The organism is Billgrantia zhangzhouensis (genome assembly GCF_021404465.1).
Classification (GTDB): Bacteria; Pseudomonadota; Gammaproteobacteria; order Pseudomonadales; family Halomonadaceae; genus Halomonas; species Halomonas zhangzhouensis.
The window spans coordinates 120,852-140,919 of the sequence record NZ_JABFTT010000006.1 but is presented as its reverse complement, the minus strand read 5'-3'; the positions used below and the strand labels follow the sequence as shown (position 1 = coordinate 140,919).

The 20,068-nt window shown below is 65.0% G+C and carries 20 protein-coding genes; 10 read left to right on the top strand and 10 right to left on the bottom strand.

What is annotated here, in order from left to right; all coding sequences use genetic code 11:
- Positions 1–27 precede the first annotated feature (27 nt).
- The 6 genes from HOP51_RS09555 to HOP51_RS09530 all read right to left on the bottom strand — a co-directional run bounded on the left by HOP51_RS09555 (position 28) and on the right by HOP51_RS09530 (position 5,583).
- The gene (locus HOP51_RS09555) at positions 28–1,026 is read right to left on the bottom strand and encodes an endonuclease/exonuclease/phosphatase family protein (protein WP_234273684.1); all 999 of its coding nucleotides are present in this window, start codon (positions 1,024–1,026) and stop codon (positions 28–30) included.
- On the bottom strand, positions 1,023–2,552 hold the full coding sequence (locus HOP51_RS09550; RefSeq protein WP_234273683.1) for a tripartite tricarboxylate transporter permease: 1,530 nt from the start codon (positions 2,550–2,552) through the stop codon (positions 1,023–1,025). The genes HOP51_RS09555 and HOP51_RS09550 overlap by 4 nt, the downstream gene beginning before the upstream one ends.
- A gap of 30 nt (positions 2,553–2,582) precedes the next feature.
- Entirely contained in the window at positions 2,583–3,317 is a 735-nt protein-coding gene (locus HOP51_RS09545; RefSeq protein WP_234273682.1) for a tripartite tricarboxylate transporter TctB family protein, read from the bottom strand.
- Between the two features lie 5 nt (positions 3,318–3,322).
- Positions 3,323–4,303 carry a Bug family tripartite tricarboxylate transporter substrate binding protein gene (locus HOP51_RS09540; RefSeq protein ID WP_234273681.1) on the bottom strand — a complete coding sequence of 327 codons (981 nt, stop codon included), beginning with the start codon at positions 4,301–4,303 and terminating at the stop codon, positions 3,323–3,325.
- Positions 4,304–4,455: 152 nt separating this feature from the next.
- On the bottom strand, positions 4,456–5,169 hold the full coding sequence (locus tag HOP51_RS09535) for an ROK family protein (protein WP_234273680.1): 714 nt from the start codon (positions 5,167–5,169) through the stop codon (positions 4,456–4,458).
- A gap of 3 nt (positions 5,170–5,172) precedes the next feature.
- A complete protein-coding gene (locus HOP51_RS09530; protein ID WP_234273679.1) occupies positions 5,173–5,583 on the bottom strand; it encodes a winged helix-turn-helix transcriptional regulator in 411 nt (136 codons plus the stop codon).
- Positions 5,584–5,858: 275 nt separating this feature from the next.
- On the opposite strand from HOP51_RS09530, the gene nadA reads away from it, so the two are divergent.
- Complete coding sequence (nadA, locus tag HOP51_RS09525) at positions 5,859–6,887, top strand: quinolinate synthase NadA (protein WP_234273678.1); 1,029 nt, start codon at positions 5,859–5,861, stop codon at positions 6,885–6,887.
- Positions 6,888–6,949: 62 nt separating this feature from the next.
- Here the strand turns inward: nadA and HOP51_RS09520 are convergent, their stop codons facing one another.
- A complete protein-coding gene (locus HOP51_RS09520) occupies positions 6,950–8,404 on the bottom strand; it encodes a M48 family metalloprotease (RefSeq protein WP_234273677.1) in 1,455 nt (484 codons plus the stop codon).
- A 148-nt stretch (positions 8,405–8,552) separates the two neighbouring features.
- Between HOP51_RS09520 and HOP51_RS09515 the strand changes: the two genes are divergently transcribed.
- On the top strand, positions 8,553–8,801 hold the full coding sequence (locus tag HOP51_RS09515; RefSeq protein ID WP_234273676.1) for a sulfurtransferase TusA family protein: 249 nt from the start codon (positions 8,553–8,555) through the stop codon (positions 8,799–8,801).
- Positions 8,798–9,907 carry an AI-2E family transporter gene (locus HOP51_RS09510; RefSeq protein WP_234273675.1) on the top strand — a complete coding sequence of 370 codons (1,110 nt, stop codon included), beginning with the start codon at positions 8,798–8,800 and terminating at the stop codon, positions 9,905–9,907. The genes HOP51_RS09515 and HOP51_RS09510 overlap by 4 nt, the downstream gene beginning before the upstream one ends.
- 42 nt (positions 9,908–9,949) lie before the next feature.
- On the opposite strand, the gene HOP51_RS09505 is transcribed toward HOP51_RS09510, so the two are convergent.
- Positions 9,950–10,426, bottom strand: coding sequence for a peroxiredoxin (locus HOP51_RS09505; protein ID WP_159549893.1), 477 nt, complete (start codon positions 10,424–10,426; stop codon positions 9,950–9,952).
- 209 nt (positions 10,427–10,635) lie between these two features.
- Here HOP51_RS09505 and dapA point away from each other — a divergent pair, with 209 nt between their 5' ends.
- Genes dapA through purC form a run of 4 tightly spaced genes read left to right on the top strand, consistent with a single transcriptional unit; the run spans position 10,636 to position 14,107 of the window.
- Positions 10,636–11,520: a 4-hydroxy-tetrahydrodipicolinate synthase gene (gene dapA / locus HOP51_RS09500; RefSeq protein ID WP_234273674.1), complete on the top strand. Its 885-nt coding sequence runs from the start codon at positions 10,636–10,638 to the stop codon at positions 11,518–11,520.
- Positions 11,521–11,572: 52 nt separating this feature from the next.
- Positions 11,573–12,544 carry a lipoprotein, NlpB gene (locus HOP51_RS09495; protein ID WP_234273673.1) on the top strand — a complete coding sequence of 324 codons (972 nt, stop codon included), beginning with the start codon at positions 11,573–11,575 and terminating at the stop codon, positions 12,542–12,544.
- On the top strand, positions 12,544–13,350 hold the full coding sequence (locus tag HOP51_RS09490; protein WP_234273672.1) for an MBL fold metallo-hydrolase: 807 nt from the start codon (positions 12,544–12,546) through the stop codon (positions 13,348–13,350). Before HOP51_RS09495 ends, HOP51_RS09490 begins: the two co-directional genes overlap by 1 nt.
- Before the next feature lie 43 nt (positions 13,351–13,393).
- Positions 13,394–14,107 (top strand): phosphoribosylaminoimidazolesuccinocarboxamide synthase, encoded by a 714-nt coding sequence (gene purC, locus HOP51_RS09485; RefSeq protein WP_234273671.1) that lies wholly within the window; start codon positions 13,394–13,396, stop codon positions 14,105–14,107.
- A 54-nt stretch (positions 14,108–14,161) separates the two neighbouring features.
- On the opposite strand, the gene tsaA is transcribed toward purC, so the two are convergent.
- The gene (gene tsaA, locus HOP51_RS09480) at positions 14,162–14,887 is read right to left on the bottom strand and encodes a tRNA (N6-threonylcarbamoyladenosine(37)-N6)-methyltransferase TrmO (RefSeq protein ID WP_234273670.1); all 726 of its coding nucleotides are present in this window, start codon (positions 14,885–14,887) and stop codon (positions 14,162–14,164) included.
- An 88-nt stretch (positions 14,888–14,975) separates the two neighbouring features.
- Here tsaA and HOP51_RS09475 point away from each other — a divergent pair, with 88 nt between their 5' ends.
- On the top strand, positions 14,976–15,512 hold the full coding sequence (locus HOP51_RS09475) for a GNAT family N-acetyltransferase (protein ID WP_234273669.1): 537 nt from the start codon (positions 14,976–14,978) through the stop codon (positions 15,510–15,512).
- A gap of 21 nt (positions 15,513–15,533) precedes the next feature.
- Here the strand turns inward: HOP51_RS09475 and nadC are convergent, their stop codons facing one another.
- Complete coding sequence (gene nadC / locus HOP51_RS09470; RefSeq protein WP_234273795.1) at positions 15,534–16,388, bottom strand: carboxylating nicotinate-nucleotide diphosphorylase; 855 nt, start codon at positions 16,386–16,388, stop codon at positions 15,534–15,536.
- A 77-nt stretch (positions 16,389–16,465) separates the two neighbouring features.
- Here nadC and ampD point away from each other — a divergent pair, with 77 nt between their 5' ends.
- Together ampD and aceE are read left to right on the top strand one after the other, a co-directional pair.
- Entirely contained in the window at positions 16,466–17,026 is a 561-nt protein-coding gene (gene ampD / locus HOP51_RS09465; RefSeq protein WP_234273668.1) for a 1,6-anhydro-N-acetylmuramyl-L-alanine amidase AmpD, read from the top strand.
- Positions 17,027–17,358: 332 nt separating this feature from the next.
- A complete protein-coding gene (aceE, locus tag HOP51_RS09460; protein WP_234273667.1) occupies positions 17,359–20,031 on the top strand; it encodes a pyruvate dehydrogenase (acetyl-transferring), homodimeric type in 2,673 nt (890 codons plus the stop codon).
- The last annotated feature ends 37 nt before the right edge of the window (positions 20,032–20,068 follow it).

Genomic DNA, 20,068 nt, shown 5'->3' with positions numbered 1-20,068 from the left:
GGGGCTGCCTCGCTCCGTGGCCTGGCTTCAGGCCGCCGGTTCGATGGTGACGGCGATGAGTTCATGGTCGGAGAGGGGCGTGTCACCGTCGAGAGCCGGCACGATGCGAGGGGCCGTGCCGACCAGCCCCCGGGCGAAGAACCAGTCGTAATGAGCGTCGGCCTGCTGGGCAGCGTTGGGTACGAGGCTGTGGCGTGAGGTCGGCGCGGACAGATTGAAGTCTTCCCAGGCATAACCGTGGTCGCGGGCGATATCGAACAGCGGCTCGTCGCGATGATCTCGGTGGGGATGGCGGGCGCCGGCATTGAAGTCGCCGCCGATCAGCACGGGGTCGCCAGCGGCGAAGGCATCGACGGCCTCGAGCAGATGGGCCATCTGACGCCCCCGCCCCGCCGGGCCGGTGTCGCTCTCGAGGTGCACCGAAACCACGACGATGCTGCCGCCCGCTCGCGCGAAGCGTGCCGCTAGCGCCATGCGTCCGCCCAGGCGGTGCTGGCCGCGGCGCGGTGCGCTGAACCAGTCCGCCTCGCTGGGGAGATGGATCAAGCCGACGGCGGAGGGCTGTGCCGCTGCGGTGAGGCCGTTGCCATGGAAACCGTGCAGGTTGGCCTCGACGCTCCGCGTCGGGTGGAAGGGGCTGGCGGGGGCGGTCAGTTCGAGAAATTCAAGCCCGAAGGCGTGACCATGGCGCTGGGCTTCGGCCAGCAGGCGAATCGAGTCGTGCTGGCCGGTACGGCGCATGCCCACGTCGAGTTCGCTCAATAGCACGATGTCGAAGCCATGGGCGGCGAGCAGTCTGCCGCTGCGCAGGGGAAAGTGGCACTGCTGCACGTTCCAGGCGGCGACCCGCAGCGGGCCCGGTGGCAGGGGGCGCTCGGGAAAGCCCGCCAGGGCGACCTCGCCGAACGCCGCGACTTGCGCATGCAGATGGGCATGTTCGGCGCTGTTGCCGGCGGCGGCCAACATGGCGCGCCGCCGCTTGGGGGCAACGGGAGTGAGGGAGGTGACCGGACGAGTGGCGCTCATGGGCGGGCTCCACGGAGGATGCCGGCCCGCTTGAGCCGTGGCAGGAACAGGATTAGGGCGATGAGGGCGAGCATGCCGAGCAGAATCGGGCTCTGGAAGAAGACCCACTGGTCGCCCCGCGCCAGCTTGACGGCCAGGCGATAGTTATCCTCGAGCATGGCGCCGAGGATCAGACCCAGCACCAGGGGCACGAGGGGATAGCCGGCTTTCTTGATCGCGTAGCCGATCAGGCCCATCGCCAGGGCGACGCCCATGTTGTAGGTGGCCTTGGTCACGGCTTGGCCGTCCACCGCGAAGGTGCCGACGAGGGAGAGTAGCAGTACCAGGGGGATCAGCAAGGAGAGTGGCACGCGCAGAATGTGCGGGAACAGCCTCACGCCGATGAGCTGGAAGGCGAACATGGCGACCAGGGCGAAGGCCATGCCGATGAAGATGGCGTAGACCAGTGGCATGTTGTGCATGAACAGCTCATTGCCCGGCACCACCCCCTGGATCATCAGCGCGCCCAGTACCACGGCGGTGGCCGCGTCGCCAGGGATGCCCAGGGTGAGAACGGGGACCATGGCGCCGCCGGTCACCGCATTGTTGGCCGATTCCGGTGCCATGACGCCCTCGACGCTGCCGCTACCGGTGCTTTCCAGGCCCGAGTCCGGCGTGTGGGTCAGCGCCCGGGCCCTGTCGTAGGCGAGGAACACGGCAATGCTGGCGCCCGCGCCGGGCAGCATGCCGACGAGGGTACCGATGCCACTCGATTCGAGCAGGACGCGCCACATCCGCTTCAGCCGCGCGGCGGAAGGAAACAGGTTGCGCAGGCGCAGGGCGGGGACCGCCGGCCTGGGGGCCTTGAGGCGTTCGAGATCGACCAAGGCCTGGGAGACGCCGAACAGGCCGATCAGGGCGGGAATGAGTTCGATGCCGTTGTGCAGGGGCGTGCGTGCGAAGATCTCGGGGAAGGGCATGCGCGGCGCGTTGGTATAAGGGTCGGAACCAAGCAGGGCCAGGAGGATGCCGAAGGCCGCCATGGCCATGCCGCGCACGACCTGACCGCCGGAGATGGAGGCGATGAGCGTTAGGCCAAGCAGGGCCAGGCCGAACTTCTCCACCGGCCCGAACAGCAAGGTCGCCCGCGCCAGTAACGGAGCGAAGCTCATCAGCACGATGAGGCTGAACAGGCCGCCGATCAGCGAGGCCAGGGCCGCGCTGCCTAGCGCCAGTCCGGCGCGGCCCTGCTTGGCCATCTTCAAGCCGTCGGCGATGGTGGCGATGGCGTTGGGGTTGCCCGGGGTGCCGAGCAGGATCGCCGGTATGGAGGCGCCGGCCACGGCGCCGGCGTAGACCGCGAGCAGCATTGCCACACCGGTGGCGGTGGGCAGGTGGAAGCTGACCGGCAGCATCAGCGCGACGCCCATGGTGGCGGAGAGCCCGGGCAGGGCGCCCAGCACGATGCCGAGGATGGAGCCGGCGGCGATCCACAGCAGGGTCTCGATGCTCAGTATGAGCTGCAACCCGGCGGCCAAATCATGCATGGAAATACCTTTGAGGATGGGGGCCCGCCATCACCAGCTCAGCAGGCCGGCGGGCAGTTGGACGAGGAACAGCAGACGGAAGACGACATAGACGGCCATGGTCGCGCCGACCGACACCTGGATCAGCAGGCGCCGCTGTGGGTCGGCGATCAGCCGGCGCAGCGCCTGCCCGGCCAGGAGCATGGCCAGGGCGAGCGCGAGGGCGACACACAATGCCTGGGCGTTGGGCTCCCGGGCCAGGGTCGCGCCATGCTCCCGGGCCAGCCAGAAGCCGGCGCGGATCGTCCCGCGCGCCAGTGAGTAGAGGGCGGTGGCATAGGCCAGGGCGACGGCCAGCCCGGCCAGCCCGGCGAGGCCGCCGAGCATGCCGATGCGATGCGTCACGTGGCGCAGGTTGAGCAGGGTCAGGCCATAGAGCAGCAGGGTGGAGGCGAGAATGAAGCCCAGGGGCCGAAACAGTACGACGAAGGCGACCGCCAGGGCGACATGGAGTGCCAACAGTCTCGGTGCCGGCTCCACTCCCGCCTCGCCGCCGTGCTCCGCCGAAGCCGTCGCCCCATGGCGTGCCTTGAGTGCCTCCCACAGCATGGTGACGGCCAGGATCAGGGCCACCGTGAGCGGCACGATCCGGCTGCCCGGATCGTAACCCGCGTCATCGCCGATCATGCGCTCCACATCGAGGCTCAGGGTGAAGGCGATGTAACCCAGCGCGAACAGGAACAGGGAAAGGGGGAGCGCCAGCGCAAGGGGAGGCCGAACAGGCATCGCCATCACTCGCGATAGAGGCCGGCTTCACGCACGACCGGCTCGTAGCCCGCCACCAACTCGTCGAAATAGGCCTGGGCCTCGTCGAGCACGGAGAAGGTGGAGATGATGCCCTGCTCCTGCATGAAGCGCTGGTAGGCGTCGGATTCGTAAGCCGCGCCGATCGCCTCGGCCAGCGCCTGCTTGGCTTCGTCCGGCGTGCCCGCGCGCACGGCGATGGAGCGGAAGGAGCCGCCGGGCACCTCGAGATTGTCGAAACCCGCCTCGGCCAGTGTGGGAACCTCGCGGAATGCCTCCAGGGTGCTGCGCTCGTCGGTCAGGATAGCCAGCGGCTGGAAGTCGTCGAGATTGGAGAGCAGTTCCGACTGGGAGAAGATGCCCGCTTCGCAGCGCCCCCCGAGGACGTCCGTGCGCAGATTTTGCCCGCCGTCGAAGGGTGTGACGTTGAAGGCGTGGTCGAAAGCGAGGTTGATGGCGACCGAGGCGATCCCCGTCGCGCCGCCCATGCCGGCGTTGCCGAGGCAGAGGGTGCCGGGTTCCTCCTGGGCCGCTTCCACCAACTCGGCGAAGGTGGTGTAGGGGCGGTCGGCGAGCACGGCGACGATGAAGGCGTCCCAGTTGAGCGCGGCGACCTGCTCGAGTTCATGGTAGCCCTCGGTCAGACCCTGCATGGTGGCCCCGATGGTGTGGGTGCCGGCAATGAGCAGGGAGTAACCGTCGGCGGGCCGGCTCAGCAACTCGTCGGTGCCCTGGGCGCTGCCGGCACCGCCGATGTTGGCCACCTGCAGGCGCGCCGGCAGATGCTGGCGCATCTCCTCGACCAGTGGCCGTATGGCGGAGTCGGTGCCGCCGCCCGCGGCGTGCGGCACGATCACGCTGATCACCAGTTCTTCGTTGGGCCAGTCCTGGGCCAGGGCCGGCATGTTGGGTGCGGCCACCAGCAGCGTGGCCGCCAGCAGGGTCGCTTGGGTCTTGCTCGGACGCATATCGCCTCTCCCGGTTCTGTGCAGTGGCGCAGCCCGTGCAGGTGCCGGGGCCGCGTGGCAACGGAGCGCTCAGGGGCGCCGTTCGTCTGGGCATGATATTAAATTGACGGTGTCAATTTAATGACACCATGACAGTGCCGGGCGTGGTGGCGTCAGCCGCGGGGTGAGGGGGACTGACCCAGGCGTGGAGAGGAGGTGCGATAGATCGGCAGGAAGGCCGCGCCGAGCGCCGAGGCAAGAGGCCCGAGAGGCGAGACGCGAAAGCGGGTGTCGCGACCTTGCTGGGCGCGCAGATGGGAAACCGCGTCGCCGAGCCTGGCGGCGAGGGGAGCGGGAATCTGGCCGCCGAGGACAATTTCGTCGGGTGCGAGCGTGCAGTCGAGCAGAGAGATGGCATGATGCAGTTGGTCGCCGGCGCGTTCGATCCAGGCGTCGAGGCGGGGATCGGCGCGTTCCAGGGCGGCATCGATGTCGGCCCCGCCCGCGATCCGCGTGCCGCTCGCGCGGAGGGTCTCGACCAAGTCCAGCGCCGAGGGGCGCGGCGTGCCACGGGGATAGAGGCGGCCGATCTCTCCGGCGTTGCCGTGGCGGCCGCGATAGAGTTTGCCGTCGATCACGAAGCCGGCGCTGAAGCCATAGCCGACGTTGACCAGGGCGAGGTGGCGTACCCGGTGATCGGTGCGGCTGTAGTACTCGGCCAGCGCGGCGGCGGTGGAGTTGTTCTCCACCCAGGTCGGGCGCTCGAAGGCGGAGAGAAAGATGTCGAGGTCGACCCCGGCGAGCTCGACCAGGGCGTCGAAGGTCTCCATGACGATGGGCCTGCCGGGGCGGAAATAGCCGGGCAGGGCGATACCGACGCCGATCACCGGTCACCGCGGCAGCATGCCCTCCAGTTCGCGCACCATGGCGCTGCACTGCCGGGTCAGCGCCGTGGCGCCGTGGCAGCGCAGCGGGCGGCTCAACCGAGCGACACGAATGCCGCGGAAATCGATGCCGACGACCTCTATTTCATGCAGGGAGAAGGCCAGGCCGATGGAGTAGGCCGCCTCGGGGCGCAGCGAGAGCGGCAGGGCGGGCTGGCCGCGCAGCCCGGAGCGCCGGGCGCCCTCCATGACCAGGCCGAGATCCAGCAGTTCCTTGATCTGGCGCGTCAGGGCCGCGGGCGAGAGGCCGGCGAGCACCGCCAGCTCGGCGCGGGATGAGCCCTCGTGGTTGCGCAGCAGATCCAGGATCGTGCGCTGGCTGGGCGAGAGCTCCTGGAGTCGACGTTTGACCGGCACGAGTCCGTTCCGTTGTTGGCAGGCTGGGCAAGATAGCATTCGCCCACGGTCCGTTCCAGGCGGGGAGGGTTGAACTTCTCGGGTATGGCTCCATCTCAAGGGCAGAGCGTCCCGCGGAGTGTCACTTCGCCGCGGAATCTGGTGTAAGATGACGTGACGGGCCCGGTGGCGAGAGACGCTGCCGGCCCAAGGCGTATCGCCCGTACGGAGCGTACGACTCGCGATATACCCGGTACACGCAGGGGGAGCCCCTGCCAGTCACAGTGGTAGACACGATGACGATCATGACTTCCCGCGTCGAGGTGCGTGAGCATCTCGCCCGCGCCTACTGCCCCACCCGCATTCCCGCCGAAGACGAGGCTCGCATCGAGGAGATCAAGCGTCTGCTCGTTCAGCACAATGCGGTGCTCGTCGCCCATTACTACACCGACGATGCCATCCAGCAGCTGGCCGAGGAGACTGGTGGCTGCGTGGCCGACTCGTTGGAAATGGCCCGCTTCGGTGCACGCCACGATGCCGATACCCTGGTAGTGGCCGGAGTGCGTTTCATGGGCGAGACGGCCAAGATCCTGTCGCCCGAGAAGCGTGTGCTGATGCCTACGCTGGAGGCGACCTGTTCGCTCGACATCGGCTGCCCGGCCGAGGAGTTCAGTGCCTTCTGCGATCAGCATCCCGACCGTACCGTGGTGGTCTATGCCAACACATCGGCGGCGGTCAAGGCGCGCGCCGACTGGGTGGTGACCTCTTCCATCGCGGTGGACGTCATCGAGCACCTGCAAGCCCGCGGCGAAAAGATCCTGTGGGCGCCGGACAAGCATCTGGGCAGCTACATCCAGCAAAAGACCGGTGCCGACATGCTGCTGTGGGACGGTGCCTGTATCGTCCACGAGGAGTTCAAGGCCAAGGGAATCGAGGACCTGAAAAGGCTCTATCCCGAGGCAGCCGTGTTGGTGCACCCGGAGTCGCCGGCCTCGGTGGTGGCGCTGGCCGACGTGGCCGGCTCCACCTCGCAGTTGATCAAGGCGGCCAAGGAGCTGCCTCACGACAAGCTGATCGTTGCCACCGACCGTGGCATCTTCTTCAAGATGCAGCAGATGGTGCCCGAGAAGACCCTGTTCGAGGCGCCCACCGCCGGCAATGGCGCGACCTGCAGGAGCTGCGCTCACTGCCCGTGGATGGCGATGAATGCGCTGGACAACCTGGCCGGCGCCTTGCGCGAAGGCAGTGGCGAAATCTTCGTCGACGCCGAGCTGCGTCGGGCCGCGCTCAAGCCGCTGGAGCGGATGCTCAATTTCAATTCCTGAGCTTCGGGCTTCGGGCTTTTTTACCCTAAACTGCTCGTGGCTCGCGGCTCGCGGCTCGCGGCTCAGAACTTCTCCATCGTCTCGCGATAGCCGACGAAGTCCTCGCGCCGCTGCTCGATGCGCGCCCGGGCGTTGGTGTCGCCGCTCTGCTCGGCGACCTGGCGGGCCACGTCGAGCTGACGAATCGCGCGTTGAATGTCGCCGGTGAGCTGCATCTGCTCGGCCCGGGCCAGGTGGCCCCAGGCCTCGCGGCCGCTGCGGCCCGCAGCTTCGGCGAGCAAAGTGAAGACCTGCGGGTCCTCGGGACGGCGGTCGGACAGCTCGCGCAGGATGCGGTAAGCCTCGTTAGGATCGCGTTGCAGCAGGGCCTCGCCCAGGATGCGGGTGGCCGGCATATGGCCAGGCATCAGGCGCAGGATGCGTCGGCTGCGTTCGATGGCATCGTCGTAGCGGCCGGCATCGAACGCCACTTCGGCGGCACTCACCGGCATGATGGCCAGGTCGGGCAGCTCCTGGGCCAGGGAGTCGAGCTGAGTCAGCGCGGTATCGGTCTGCCCCTGATGGGCAGCGATCAGGGCGTCCAGATAGCGCCTGGCAACTTCCGGGGCGTTGTCTTGGGCCAGACGCGTTGCTGCTTGCTGCGGATCGCGCTGATGAACCGTCAGCAATGCCCGGGCGCGGACCAAGTGATAGCTCGGGTCACCCTCGCGGGGGCGCACGGCGGTGAGCTGAGAGGCACGGGATTCGGCATCGCTGATACGCGACTCGGTGAGCGGGTGAGTGAGAAGGAACTCCGGTGGGTTCCCCCCCTGCAGGCTCACCTGGCGCTGCATGGCGCGGAACATCCTGACCATGGCGTCGGGGTCGAAGCCGGCCTGGGCCATGGTCTGCATGCCCAGGCGGTCGGCTTCCTGCTCGAAGCGCCGCGAGTAGGCGAGCTGATCCTGAATGAAGGCCGCCTGGGAACCCATGGCGGCAGCGATGCCGGCGTCACCTCCGCCGCTGGCAGCAATCAACATACCGGCCAGCATCGCGGCCATGGCGGGTAGCTGGGTTTGTTCGGCCCGCGCCTGCCCCCGGGCAAAGTGGCGCTGGGAAAGGTGGCCCAGTTCGTGGGCCAGCACCGAAGCGACGGCATCCTCCTCGTTGGCGAAGGCGAACAGGCCGGTATTGACACCTATCACCCCACCCGGCACGGCAAAGGCGTTGAGGGCGCGGTTGTCCACCAGCGTGACCACGGTGCGAGTGTCGGAGAGACCGCTGTAAGGAATCAGGCGCGATACCAGCGATTCCATGTACTCCTGTGCGATAGGGTCCTGCCAGAGTGGAGCCCGGGCGCGAAACTGGCGCAGCCAGGCTCGGCCCAGGCGGAACTCCTCGCCGTGCATGGCCTGGCTGCTGCCGGTCAGGCTGGGTAGTCTATAGTCCTCCGTGGCGACCGTCGGGGCGGGGGCCGCCAGGGCCAGGGCCAGGGCCGTGGCAGCGGTGGTCAGGCTGAGTCGGGAGTTGCGCAGCATGTGCCTATCTCGTTCGAAGCGGCGGAGGATAAACCATCCGACATTGATTCGGCCCGCAAAGTGCCTTTAAATCTCAAGGGTTTTGCACTTTCCTGCAAGGGCCGCTGCCTAACTTGCAGGAACGTTCGATATTTTCCCGGGAGACGACATGGCTGTGCAACCAGATGATGTACTCGATGCCTGCGGCCTGCCCTGCCCGCTGCCATTGTTGAAGGCCAAGCAGGCGCTGGCCCGGCTCAAGGCTGGCCAGGTACTCGAGATCATGGCGACCGATGCTGGCTCCTGGCGTGACTTCGAAACCTTCGCCGAGAACAGCATTCATGTGCTGGTGGGACGAGAGGAGCGCGGCGAGATCTACCATTACTGGCTGCGCAAGGGCGAGGAGCCTGTCGCATGACCTTGCGCGCGGTTTTCAAGGGCTGGATCGAGCACTACTTCTCCGACGAGGAAGCGGTCATCCTGCTGGTGCTGCTGGTGTTCGGCTTCGCCGTGGTGATTCTCTTCGGCCGCATGCTGGCGCCGTTCCTCACCGCCCTGGTCATCGCTTTCCTGTTGCAAGGCGGTGTCAACGCCCTGACGCGGCGCGGCGTGCCGCACCTGATGGCGGTGACGTTGGTCTTTCTTGCCTTCATCGGCGTATTCCTGGCCCTGGCTTTCATTCTGATGCCACTGATATGGAACCAGCTCGTGGGGCTGGTGCAGGAAACGCCACGAATCGTCGCCAGCGGCCAGCGCTGGCTGGACGACGTGCAGGAGCGTTACCCCAACCTGGTCACACCGGACCAGGTCCAGGAGTGGATCGCCGTGGCGGGACGCGAGCTGACCCAGTTCGGTCAGCGCGCCCTGACCCTTTCACTGGCCTCGCTGGGTAACATCCTGGCCCTGATCATTTACCTGGTGCTGGTGCCGATCCTGGTCTTCTTCCTGCTCAAGGACCGCGAGCAGTTGGTGAATTTTACGCTATCGCTCCTGCCCCAGCAGCGTTCGCTGATGACGCGAATCTGGCAGGAGATGGATACCCAGATCGCCAATTACGTACGCGGCAAGTTCGTCGAGATCATCATCGTCGGCACGGTATCGTTCTTCACCTTCGCCTTCTTCGGGCTGCCCTATTCGGCGCTTCTCGCCGTGCTGGTGGGGTTCTCGGTGCTGGTTCCCTACATCGGAGCCGCCGTGGCGACCCTGCCGGTGGCCGCCGTGGCTGGTTTCCATTTCGGCATGAGCGAGCAGTTCCTCTACGTACTGATCGCCTATGGCGTGATCCAGGCGCTCGATGGCAACGTGCTGGTGCCGATCCTGTTCTCCGAGGCGGTCAACCTGCACCCGGTATCGATCATCGTGGCCGTGCTGTTCTTCGGCGGCGTCTGGGGGTTCTGGGGCATCTTCTTCGCCATCCCCCTGGCAACGCTGCTCAAGGCGCTGGTCTATGCCTGGCCAAGAGGCATCCGGCAATACCATGACGAGCAACAGCCCGATGAACTGGAGCACCAGGCAGAGGAATGAGGAAGCGCTTCGTCAGCGTGCCTGACGAAGCGCCTTCGGGCCTCAGCCGGCGGCGTGAAGCGCCTGGGCGGCTTCCAGTACCTCCTGGGCATGCCCCTTGACCTTGACGCCGCGCCACTCACGGGCGAGCTTGCCTTCGGCATCGATCAGGAAAGTGCTGCGTTCGATGCCAAGATGCTCCTTGCCATACAACTTCTTCAGCTTGATGACGTCGAACAGCTTGCAGACTTCCTCGTCCTTGTCGGAAATCAGTTCGAAGTTGAAGGCCTGCTTGGCCTTGAAGTTCTCCTGGGCGCGAATGCCGTCCCGGGAGACTCCGAGGATGACCGTATTGGCCGCCTCGAAATCGGCCTTGCGGTCGCGGAAGTCGCCGCCTTCGGTGGTGCAGCCGGGAGTGCTGGCCTTGGGGTAGAAGTAGACCACCACCTGGCGTCCCTTGAGCGCGGAGAGCGAGACGGTGGTATCGCCGGTGGCGGCGGCGGTGAAATCCGGTATGGGTTGGCCGATGGCAAGCGTCATGCGAGGCTCCTTGGTCGTAGTGAAGGCGTTTCATTACACGCAGGCCGGGGCGCGCTGTCAAAGCGAGTGGCAAGAGCGCGTCGGCCGTGCTGTACAGGCTTGTGCGGCCTGAGTACCATTTACCCTTTGCTCGTGGCTCTTTCGATGAACGATGTCGATGTGCAACGCCCGAGCGCGGCATGAGCGGATATGGCGTAGAGGACAAGAGGATGATCACTGGCAGTATCGTCGCCCTGGCGACGCCGATGAAGGCCAATGGCGATATCGACTGGGAGGCGTTGCGCCGCTTGGTGAACTTCCACCTGGACAACGGTACCGACGGTATCGTGGCGGCCGGTACCACCGGCGAGCCGACCACCATGTCCTTCGCCGAGCACTTCGATGTGATTCGTGCGGTGGTGGAGGAGGTCGACGGACGCATTCCGGTGATCGCCGGCACGGGGGCCAATGCCACCTCCGAGGCCGTGGAGCTGGCACGCTACGCCAGCGAAGTGGGGGCCGACTACTGCCTGTCGGTATGTCCCTACTACAACAAGCCCACCCAGGAAGGGCTCTATCGTCACTTCAAGGCGGTGGCCGAGGGCAGCCGCTTGCCGGTGATCCTCTACAACGTGCCCGGCCGGACCTGCTCCGATCTCTACAACGAGACCGTGATGCGTCTCGCCGAGGTCGACAACATCATTGGTCTCAAGGATGCCACCGGCAACCTGGAACGCGCCGAAGACCTCATCGCGCGGCTCAAGGGTAGCGGTTTCATGCTCTACTCCGGTGACGATTCCACCGCCTGCGAGTTCATGCTGATGGGCGGCAATGGCGATATCTCGGTCACCGCCAACGTTGCGCCCAGGGCCATGCATGAGCTGTGCGTCGCCGCGGTCGCAAGTGACGCCGACCGAGCTCACCAGATCAACACCCGGCTGATGCCGTTGCATACCAACCTGGGCATCGAGTCCAACCCGATTCCGGTCAAGTGGGCCCTGCATCGCATGGGTATGATCGAACAGGGTATCCGTCTGCCGCTCACCTGGTTGTCCGGCAAGTACCATGCGACGGTGGACGAGGCCCTGCAACTGGCTGGTGTAATCGACGATTGAGGCGGCGTGGAACGCTCCCGCCGCCCCGATACTCTGACTGCAAGGTGAATGCATGAACTCTGCGCTGAAATGGATGCCGCTGGTGGCCCTCGCTGCCCTGGCCACTGCTGGCTGCGCCCGCGAAGGCTTCTACGACGATCGCAACATCGACTACGTGAAGGCTCAGCGCAGCGCACCCTTGGTGCTGCCGGAGGGGCGCAATGAGCAGCGTTATCGGGACGTCATGCCGGTGCCGGAGGCTCAGGGCAGCCTGCGTACCGGCGACGGGCGCTTCCGGGCACCGACGCCGGAGCGCCTGCCGGCGGGCCGCGAGGTGGAGCGCGATTTCGTCGAACGGCGCGAGGTCGGCAGCGACCACTGGCTGGTAGTCGGGGCCGACCCTGGCATGGTGTGGCCGCAACTGCAGGATTTCGCTCGCGCTCGCGGTCTGCAGGTACAGGCTAGCGACGATGTGCGCGGCATGCTGGAAACGGCCCAGGGACGACTGAGCGTGCGCCAGGGACTGCGTGCCGGTGACAGCGAGGTGCGTTGCGACCAGAACGGTCGTCCCGTGTCGGCCTGTCTCGATGCCCTGGAGCAACACTTCAGCGCGCGGACTGCCACCGCCAGTGCCGCGTCGCTGGCCGGCCAGCAGATCGCCCGCGAGGATCGCCTGAGGCTCGAGCAGCTCGATAGTGGTGAGTGGGTGGTACGCATCCCGCTCGATATCGACCGTGTCTGGGCTGAGTTGAGCCACCAACTGGAAGCCGATTTCAGCGTGGAGGATCGGCGCGAGCTGCTCGAGCAGAATCCTCAGCAGCATGACTTCCTGGTTAATTACATGACTCTCTCCGAGCAGGGTCGTAACCCTCTTCAAATCGTTTTTAGTCCTGATGTGCGTCGGATGCCCCAGGAGATCCGCCTGGTTCTCGAGTCCAACGGTCCCGAGCGCACCACGCTGAGGGCGGTCAACGAGAGCGAGCGACGTTTTAGCGAAGAAGACACTCGCGAGCTGCTCGACCGGGTGTCGGGTCTGCTGCGCTGATGCCTCTCGAGGGGGGCATCGAGCCGCTGTCGGTCGCAGGCAAGCTTCGCTTTGCCTCTCTCGGCAGCGGTAGCAAGGGCAACGCCACGCTAGTCAGCGATGGCGAGACCATGGTGCTGATCGATTGCGGCTTCGGCCTACGCGATGCCGAACGTCGCCTGGCACGCTTCGGTGTTCATCCTCGTCAGCTCGATGCCGTGCTGGTGACCCACGAACACGGCGACCATCTGCGTGGCGTGGGTCCCCTGGCACGGCGCCATGCCGTGCCGGTCTACATCACGCCGGGGACCTGGCTGTCCGGGCGGCTGGGCGAGGTGCCCCAACGCCACTGGATCACGCCGCAGTCGCGTTTTGCCGTGAAGAGCCTCACCATAGACCCCATCACGGTACCCCACGATGCCCGCGAGCCGGTGCAGTTTCGCTTCGAGTCCCGCGACTGTCGGTTGGGGGTGCTGACCGACCTGGGGCACCCCACCGAACATGTCACGGCTGCCTTTCGTGGCTGCGATGCGTTGATTCTCGAATGCAATCACGATCGTCACATGCTCGAGGTCGGGCCTTATCCGCCGCGACTCAAGCGCCGGGTGGGGGGCAACTGGGGACATCTGGCCAACGTCCAGGCGGCGGCGCTGCTCCAGTGCCTGGGACTCGATCGCCTGCAGCGTATCGTCTGCTCCCATCTTTCGGAACACAACAATCGCCCCGAGCTCGCCCTCGAGGCCTTGACGCCGCTGCTCGACGGCGACGCGTCTCGCCTGACGATTGCCGCCCAGGACAGCGGGCTGCATTGGCAGGCGATCCACTGAACGGCCATCCTTATCGTCACGCGTCATCTTTCTGGAGACTCCCATGGAAAAGCGCCAAGAACTCTATGCCGGCAAGGCAAAATCGGTGTATGCCACCGACGATCCCGATCTGCTCGTCCTGCATTTCCGTGACGACACCAGTGCCTTCGACGGCGAGCGCATGGAGTCGTTGGCGCGCAAGGGCATGGTCAACAACCGCTTCAATGCCTTCATCATGGAGAAGCTGGCTGCGGCGGGCATTCCCACCCACTTCGAGAAGCGTCTCTCCGATACCGAGAGCCTGGTCAAGAAACTCGAGATGATTCCGGTGGAGTGCGTGGTGCGCAACATCGCCGCCGGTGGCCTGGTCAAGCGCCTGGGCGTGGAGGAGGGACGCGAGCTCACTCCACCCACCTTCGAGCTGTTCCTCAAGAACGATGCGCTGCACGACCCGATGATCAACGAGTCGCTGGCCGAGACCTTCGGCTGGGCCACGCCCGAACAGCTCGCCGAAATGAAGTCGCTGACCTATAAGGTCAATGAGGTGCTCAAACAGCTGTTCGCCGACGGTGACCTGTTGCTGGTGGACTACAAGCTGGAATTCGGCCTGTTCAAGGGGCGCATCGTGCTGGGCGATGAGTTCTCGCCGGACGGTTGTCGCCTGTGGGACGCGAAGACCCGCAACAAGATGGACAAGGATCGCTTCCGTCAGGGGCTCGGCGGTGTAATCGAGGCCTATGAAGAGGTGGGACGTCGTATCGGTGTGGAATTTGCCTGATCGTGACCAACGCGCTTGTCGCTTCCGGAGGGCCCTACGGGGCCCTTCGTCGTTTCAGGCGGTAACGATTTCCACCACTTCCATCACCGGCGCGCCGTCCTCGTCAGTGCTGCGAAAGCGCACGTCGACGTCGCGCAGGCGCACACCATATACCCTCTCTTCCGCTCCCTTGCGATAGGCCGGACGCGGATCCTGGGCCAGCACCTGGCGGATCAGTTCGCGCAGCGAAGCGGCGTCCTCACGTGCGGCCAGCGCCGCTCTGGCCTCGTCGCTGAAGCGCACCGCCAACTGTGGAGGCGGTTCGGGCGCATAGCCGGCGCGCGCTTCTGGATGCGACTCGGCCCAAGGCAGGTAGGGTTTGATGTCAAGCACTGGAGTGCCGCTGATCAGATCGCAGCCTGCCAGTACCAGGCGTATCCCTGCGCGGGTATCGACTGCACTTAGTTGCACCAGCGACTGTCCCAGACGGTTGGGTCGATGAGTGCTGCGGCTGGCGAAGACGCCGACCTTGGCATTGCCGCCAAGCCGTGGTGGGCGCACCAGCGGTGTCCATCGCGGTGGACTCTGATGAAAGACGAAGGTCAGCCACAGATGGCTGAAGGCCTCGAGGCCGCGCACGGCAAGCGGGTCGTCATAGGGCGGGACGAGGACAAGGCTGGCGCATGCTGCCTTTGCCAGTCCGGGCTGGCGCGGTACGCCGAACTTGTCGGGGAAATCGCTCTCGATGTAGCCGATGGGCTGTACCGAATAGCGTTCCATGGGGAGAGGCGGGTTGCTCATGCCAAGGATTATGCCTGCCATTGGCCGCAGCGGCGAGCTTGTGTACTCTGCTTGCCGTGATGGTTCACGTGAGACATGAGCAGAGACGATGGGAACGATGACGACGAACGATTCGCCGAACTCGGCGGCGCGCTCGCTACGGATTCTTTACCGCCAAGCCAGAGCCCGCGACGGCGCCGATCAGGCCGAGGTCTTCCATCACGCCGTGATGCAGGGCGCGGCTGCTCACTACAGCGTGGAGGAACGTGAGTCATGGGTTGCCACGATGCCCCGGGAAGCCAGCGTATGGGCGGCACGCCAAACGCTCTACACGACGCTGGTGGCCACCTGCGATGGGCGCTGCGTCGGCTTCTTGGAGCTAGACGTGCCCGGCGCCCACGTCCATACCCTCTACGTCTGGCCTTCGCTGGTGCGGCGCGGAATCGGCAGTACGCTACTGCTGCATGCCGAGCGGTTGCTGCTCGAGCATGGTCATGGTCGTGCCACCCTCGATGCCAGCCGCATGCTGGCCGAGAGCCTGCTGCGCCACGGCTGGCAGGATCTCGGCGTCGAGTGGGTCACACGTGGCGGAGTGAAGCTCGAGCGAAGGCGCCTGGAAAAGCGCCTCTCGGCAATAGAGACGTAACGCCACCCGTGCGGGGCTCGTTCAGGTGTTGCGTAGCTCAGTGATACGCATCGACAAGTCGATCGCCTTGACGTCCTTGGTCAGGGCGCCGCTGGAGATGCAGTCGACGCCGGTCTCGGCAATCTGGCGCAGAGTGGTCTCGTCTACGTTGCCGGAGGCTTCCAGCGTGGCCTGGCCGGCGTTGCGCTTCACTGCCTCACGCATATCATCGAGGCTGAAGTTGTCCAGCATGACGATGTCGGCTCCCGCTGCCAGTGCCTGATCGAGTTCCTCGAAGCTCTCCACTTCCACCTCCACCGGCAGGTCGCGGGCGATGCTGCGCGCCTCCTTGACAGCGGCTGCAATGCTGCCGCAGGCGGCGATGTGGTTTTCCTTGATCAGGAAAGCGTCGTAGAGCCCAATGCGGTGGTTGTGACCGCCGCCGCAGGTGACGGCGTACTTCTGCGCCAGTCGCAGACCGGGCAAGGTCTTGCGGGTGTCGAGCAGACGCACCCCGGTACCCTCGAGCAGGTCGACGTAGTGCCGAGTGCGGGTGGCGGTGGCGGAAAGCGTCTGCAGCAGGTTGAGGATGGCGCGTTCGCCGGTGAGCAGGATTCTTGCGGGCCCCTCGAGTTCGAGGAAGCACTGGTCGGCTTCCAGGCGGTCACCGTCGGCAGCGCTCCAGCGCAGGCGAACGCTGGGGTCGAGGCGTCGAAAGATCTCCTCGACCCAGGCCACGCCGCACAGGACCGCTGGCTCGCGAGTGATGACCCGGGCCGTGGCCCACTGCGTTTCCGGAATCAACTGCGCGGTGATGTCACCCGGCCCGACATCCTCGGACAGTAGGTGAGCGGCGGCTTCACGGATCGCTTCGACAAGGGCGTCCTGATAATGCATGGCGTGCCTTTTCATGTTCATGGAGCGTCGGGACCGTCATTATAGGGAATCCATGTCCGTGACGTCAGGGGAGCAAGATGAGAATCGAGAAAGGCTGGCTTGAAGGCGTCCGACGCGTGCCGTCGCCGAATCAGGACGCGCGTCCGGAAGGCGAGGTGTCGGCAGTGGTGTTGCACTCGATCAGCCTGCCACCCGGCGAATTCGGCGGCGAGCACATCGAGCGGTTGTTCACCAATACGCTCGATGCCGATGCTCACCCATTCTTTTCCGGTATCGCGCAGCTGCGCGTTTCCGCTCACCTGTTGATTCGGCGCGACGGTGAATGCGTGCAATTCGTGTCCTTCGACCGGCGTGCCTGGCACGCCGGCCGTTCCTGTTGGATCGATGGGGGACGGGCGCGGCGGGCGCTGAACGACTTCACCGTAGGCATAGAACTGGAAGGTGACGAGGTTCATGCCTATCGCGACGTTCAGTACCGCGCTCTTACCACAGTCACGAAGGCTCTCAAGGTAAACTACCCTGACATGAACTTGGCGCGCATCACCAGCCATGCGCGAGTGGCGCCGCTGCGCAAGACCGATCCCGGTGCGGCCTTCGATTGGGCCTATTTTCGCCAGTGTCTCAAGACGTTGGGTTGATCGATGCGGAGGTGGTCGAGACAGGGCTCAAAGTGATCATACGGTAGTTTTATTACATTCGAACATTTTCGGATGAAACTATTGGCAGGACTGCGTAACAGCTTGTGTTGCAATGCAATATTGCGAATGTGGAAAAAAATTCCACTCTTGTTCGATTGGCAGGAAGGCCACTTTACGGTATGTTCTACGCCATTCGTTGTATGCGCCGCTGTAAAATGACTACAACAGCCGCGTCGCGGCCTGACATTCCCCTGATCGTCAGTAGTGCAACCTGCCTCGGCGCCTGCCGCATGGGGCCACCTGACATCACATTGTCACTCGGAGAGACGTCTATGAGTCTGGAGGCAAGAGAGGATTTCGATCCGGTCGAAACCACGGAATGGCTGGATTCCCTGGAGTCGGTCCTGGATCGTGAGGGCGAGGAACGCGCCCGGTTCCTGCTGTCACGCTTGGCCGATCGGCTGCGCCGCGACGGCATGCAGGCACCCTTCTCGGTGACGACGCCGCATCGCAACACCATTCCGGTGCACCGTGAAGCGCCGATGCCGGGCGACCTGTTCATGGAGCGTCGCATCCGTTCGCTGATCCGCTACAACGCCATCGCCCAGGTAATCCGCAACAACCGCGCCAACCCGGGCCTGGGCGGACACATCGCTAGTTTCATGTCTGCCGCCACGCTCTACGACGTCGGCTTCAATCACTTCTTCCGCGCGCCCAACGGCGACTTCGAGGGCGACCTGGTCTACATCCAGGGCCACGTGGCGCCTGGCGTGTATGCCCGCGCCTACCTGGAAGGGCGCCTCACCGAGGCGCAGATGGACAAGTATCGCCAGGAAGTCGACGGCGATGGCCTCTCTTCATATCCGCACCCCTGGCTGATGCCGGACTTCTGGCAGTTCCCCACCGTTTCCATGGGGTTGGGGCCGATCCAGGCGATCTACCAGGCCCACGTGATGAAGTATCTCGATTCGCGTGAGCTGAAGAACATGCACGATCGCAAGATCTGGTGCTTCATGGGCGACGGCGAGTGCGACGAGCCGGAATCGCTGGGTGCCATTCACCTGGCCTGCCGCGAGAAGCTCGATAACCTGATCTTCGTCATCAACTGCAACCTGCAGCGCCTGGATGGTCCGGTGCGCGGCAACGGTCGCATCATCGACGAGCTCGAGGGCGTCTTCCGTGGTGCCGGCTGGAACGTGCTCAAGGTGGTCTGGGGCCGGCTGTGGGATCCGCTGTTCGAAAAGGACAAGAAGGGTATTCTGCAGAAGCGCATGGACGAGGCGGTCGACGGTGAATACCAGAACTACAAGGCCATCGACGGCGGCTACACCCGCGAGCACTTCTTCGGCAAGTACCCGGAAACCGCCGAGATGGTCAAGGACATGTCCGACGAGGACATCTGGCGTCTGAACCGCGGCGGCCATGATCCGTTCAAGGTATATGCGGCCTATCACGAGGCGGTGAACAATGCCAACGGCCGTCCCACCGTGATCCTGGCGCATACCGTCAAGGGCTACGGCATGGGTAGCGGCGAGGGCGAGGCTTCCATGGAAGCCCACCAGGTCAAGACCATGGAGTACGAGGCGCTGAAGAAATTCCGCGACCGCTTCGGCATTCCGCTGACCGACGAGCAGCTCAAGGAGGTGCCGTACTACAAGCCGGACGACGACTCGCCCGAGCTCAAGTACATGCATCTGCAGCGCGAGCGCCTGGGCGGCTACCTGCCACAGCGCCGCAGCGACTTCCAGGCGCTGACGATCCCCACCCTCGAGGACAAGACCTTCGCCACCCAATTGGCTGGTTCCAAGGGGCGCGAGATCTCCACTACCATGGCCTTCGTGCGCATCCTCAACGGCCTGGTGAAGGACAAGAAGATCGGCCAGCAGGTGGTACCGATCATCCCTGATGAGGCGCGTACCTTCGGCATGGAGGGCATGTTCCGCCAGCTCGGTATCTATACCTCCGAAGGCCAGAAGTACGAGCCCGTCGACAAGGGTCAGATCATGTTCTACCGCGAGGATCAGAAAGGTCAGATCCTCGAGGAAGGCATTACCGAGGCGGGAGCCATGTCGGCCTGGATGGCGGCGGCGACCTCCTACAGCAACCACAACTTGCCGCTGCTGCCGTTCTACATCTACTACTCGATGTTCGGCTTCCAGCGTATCGGCGACCTGGCCTGGGCCGCCGGCGACCTGCAGGCACGGGGTTTCCTGGTCGGCGGTACCGCCGGACGCACCACGCTCAACGGTGAGGGTCTGCAGCACCAGGATGGCCACAGCCACCTGCAGGCGGCGATGATCCCCAATTGCCGCAGCTACGACCCCACCTATGCCCATGAGGTCGCGGTAATCGTCCAGGATGGCCTGAAGCGCATGTTCGCCGACAAGGAGAACTGCTTCTACTACCTGACGGTGATGAACGAGAACTACGAGCACCCCGAGCTAGAGAACGTTCCGGTCGATGACATCATCAAGGGCATGTATCTGCTGCGCGAGCAGCAGGGCGACAAGGGCCACGTGCAGTTGCTCGGCTCCGGCACCATCCTGCGTGAGGTGGAAGCCGCTGCCCAGATGCTGGCCGACGAATGGGGAGTGGGTTCAGAGGTGTGGAGCGTGACCAGCTTCAATGAGCTGCGCCGCGAGGCTCTGCTACTCGAGCGCGAAGCATTCCTCAATGCTGCCGACGAGCCGGTCAAGCCGCACGTCACCCGCTGCCTGGAAGGGCGCAAGGGGCCGGTCATCGCCTCCACCGATTACATGCGTCTGTTCGCCGACCAGGTACGTGCCTGGGTGCCGACCGACTACCATGTATTGGGAACCGACGGCTACGGCCGCTCCGATACCCGCGAGAAGCTGCGCCACTTCTTCGAGGTCGATCGCTACTTCGTGACCGTGGCGGCGCTCAAGGCGTTGGCCGACCGCAGCGAGCTGGATCGCAAGGTCGTTGCCGAGGCGATCAAGAAGTATGGCATCGATCCCAACAAGCCCAACCCGCTGACGAGCTGATCCGGTGCCAGGCGGGCTCGGGCCCGCCTGTTCCAGG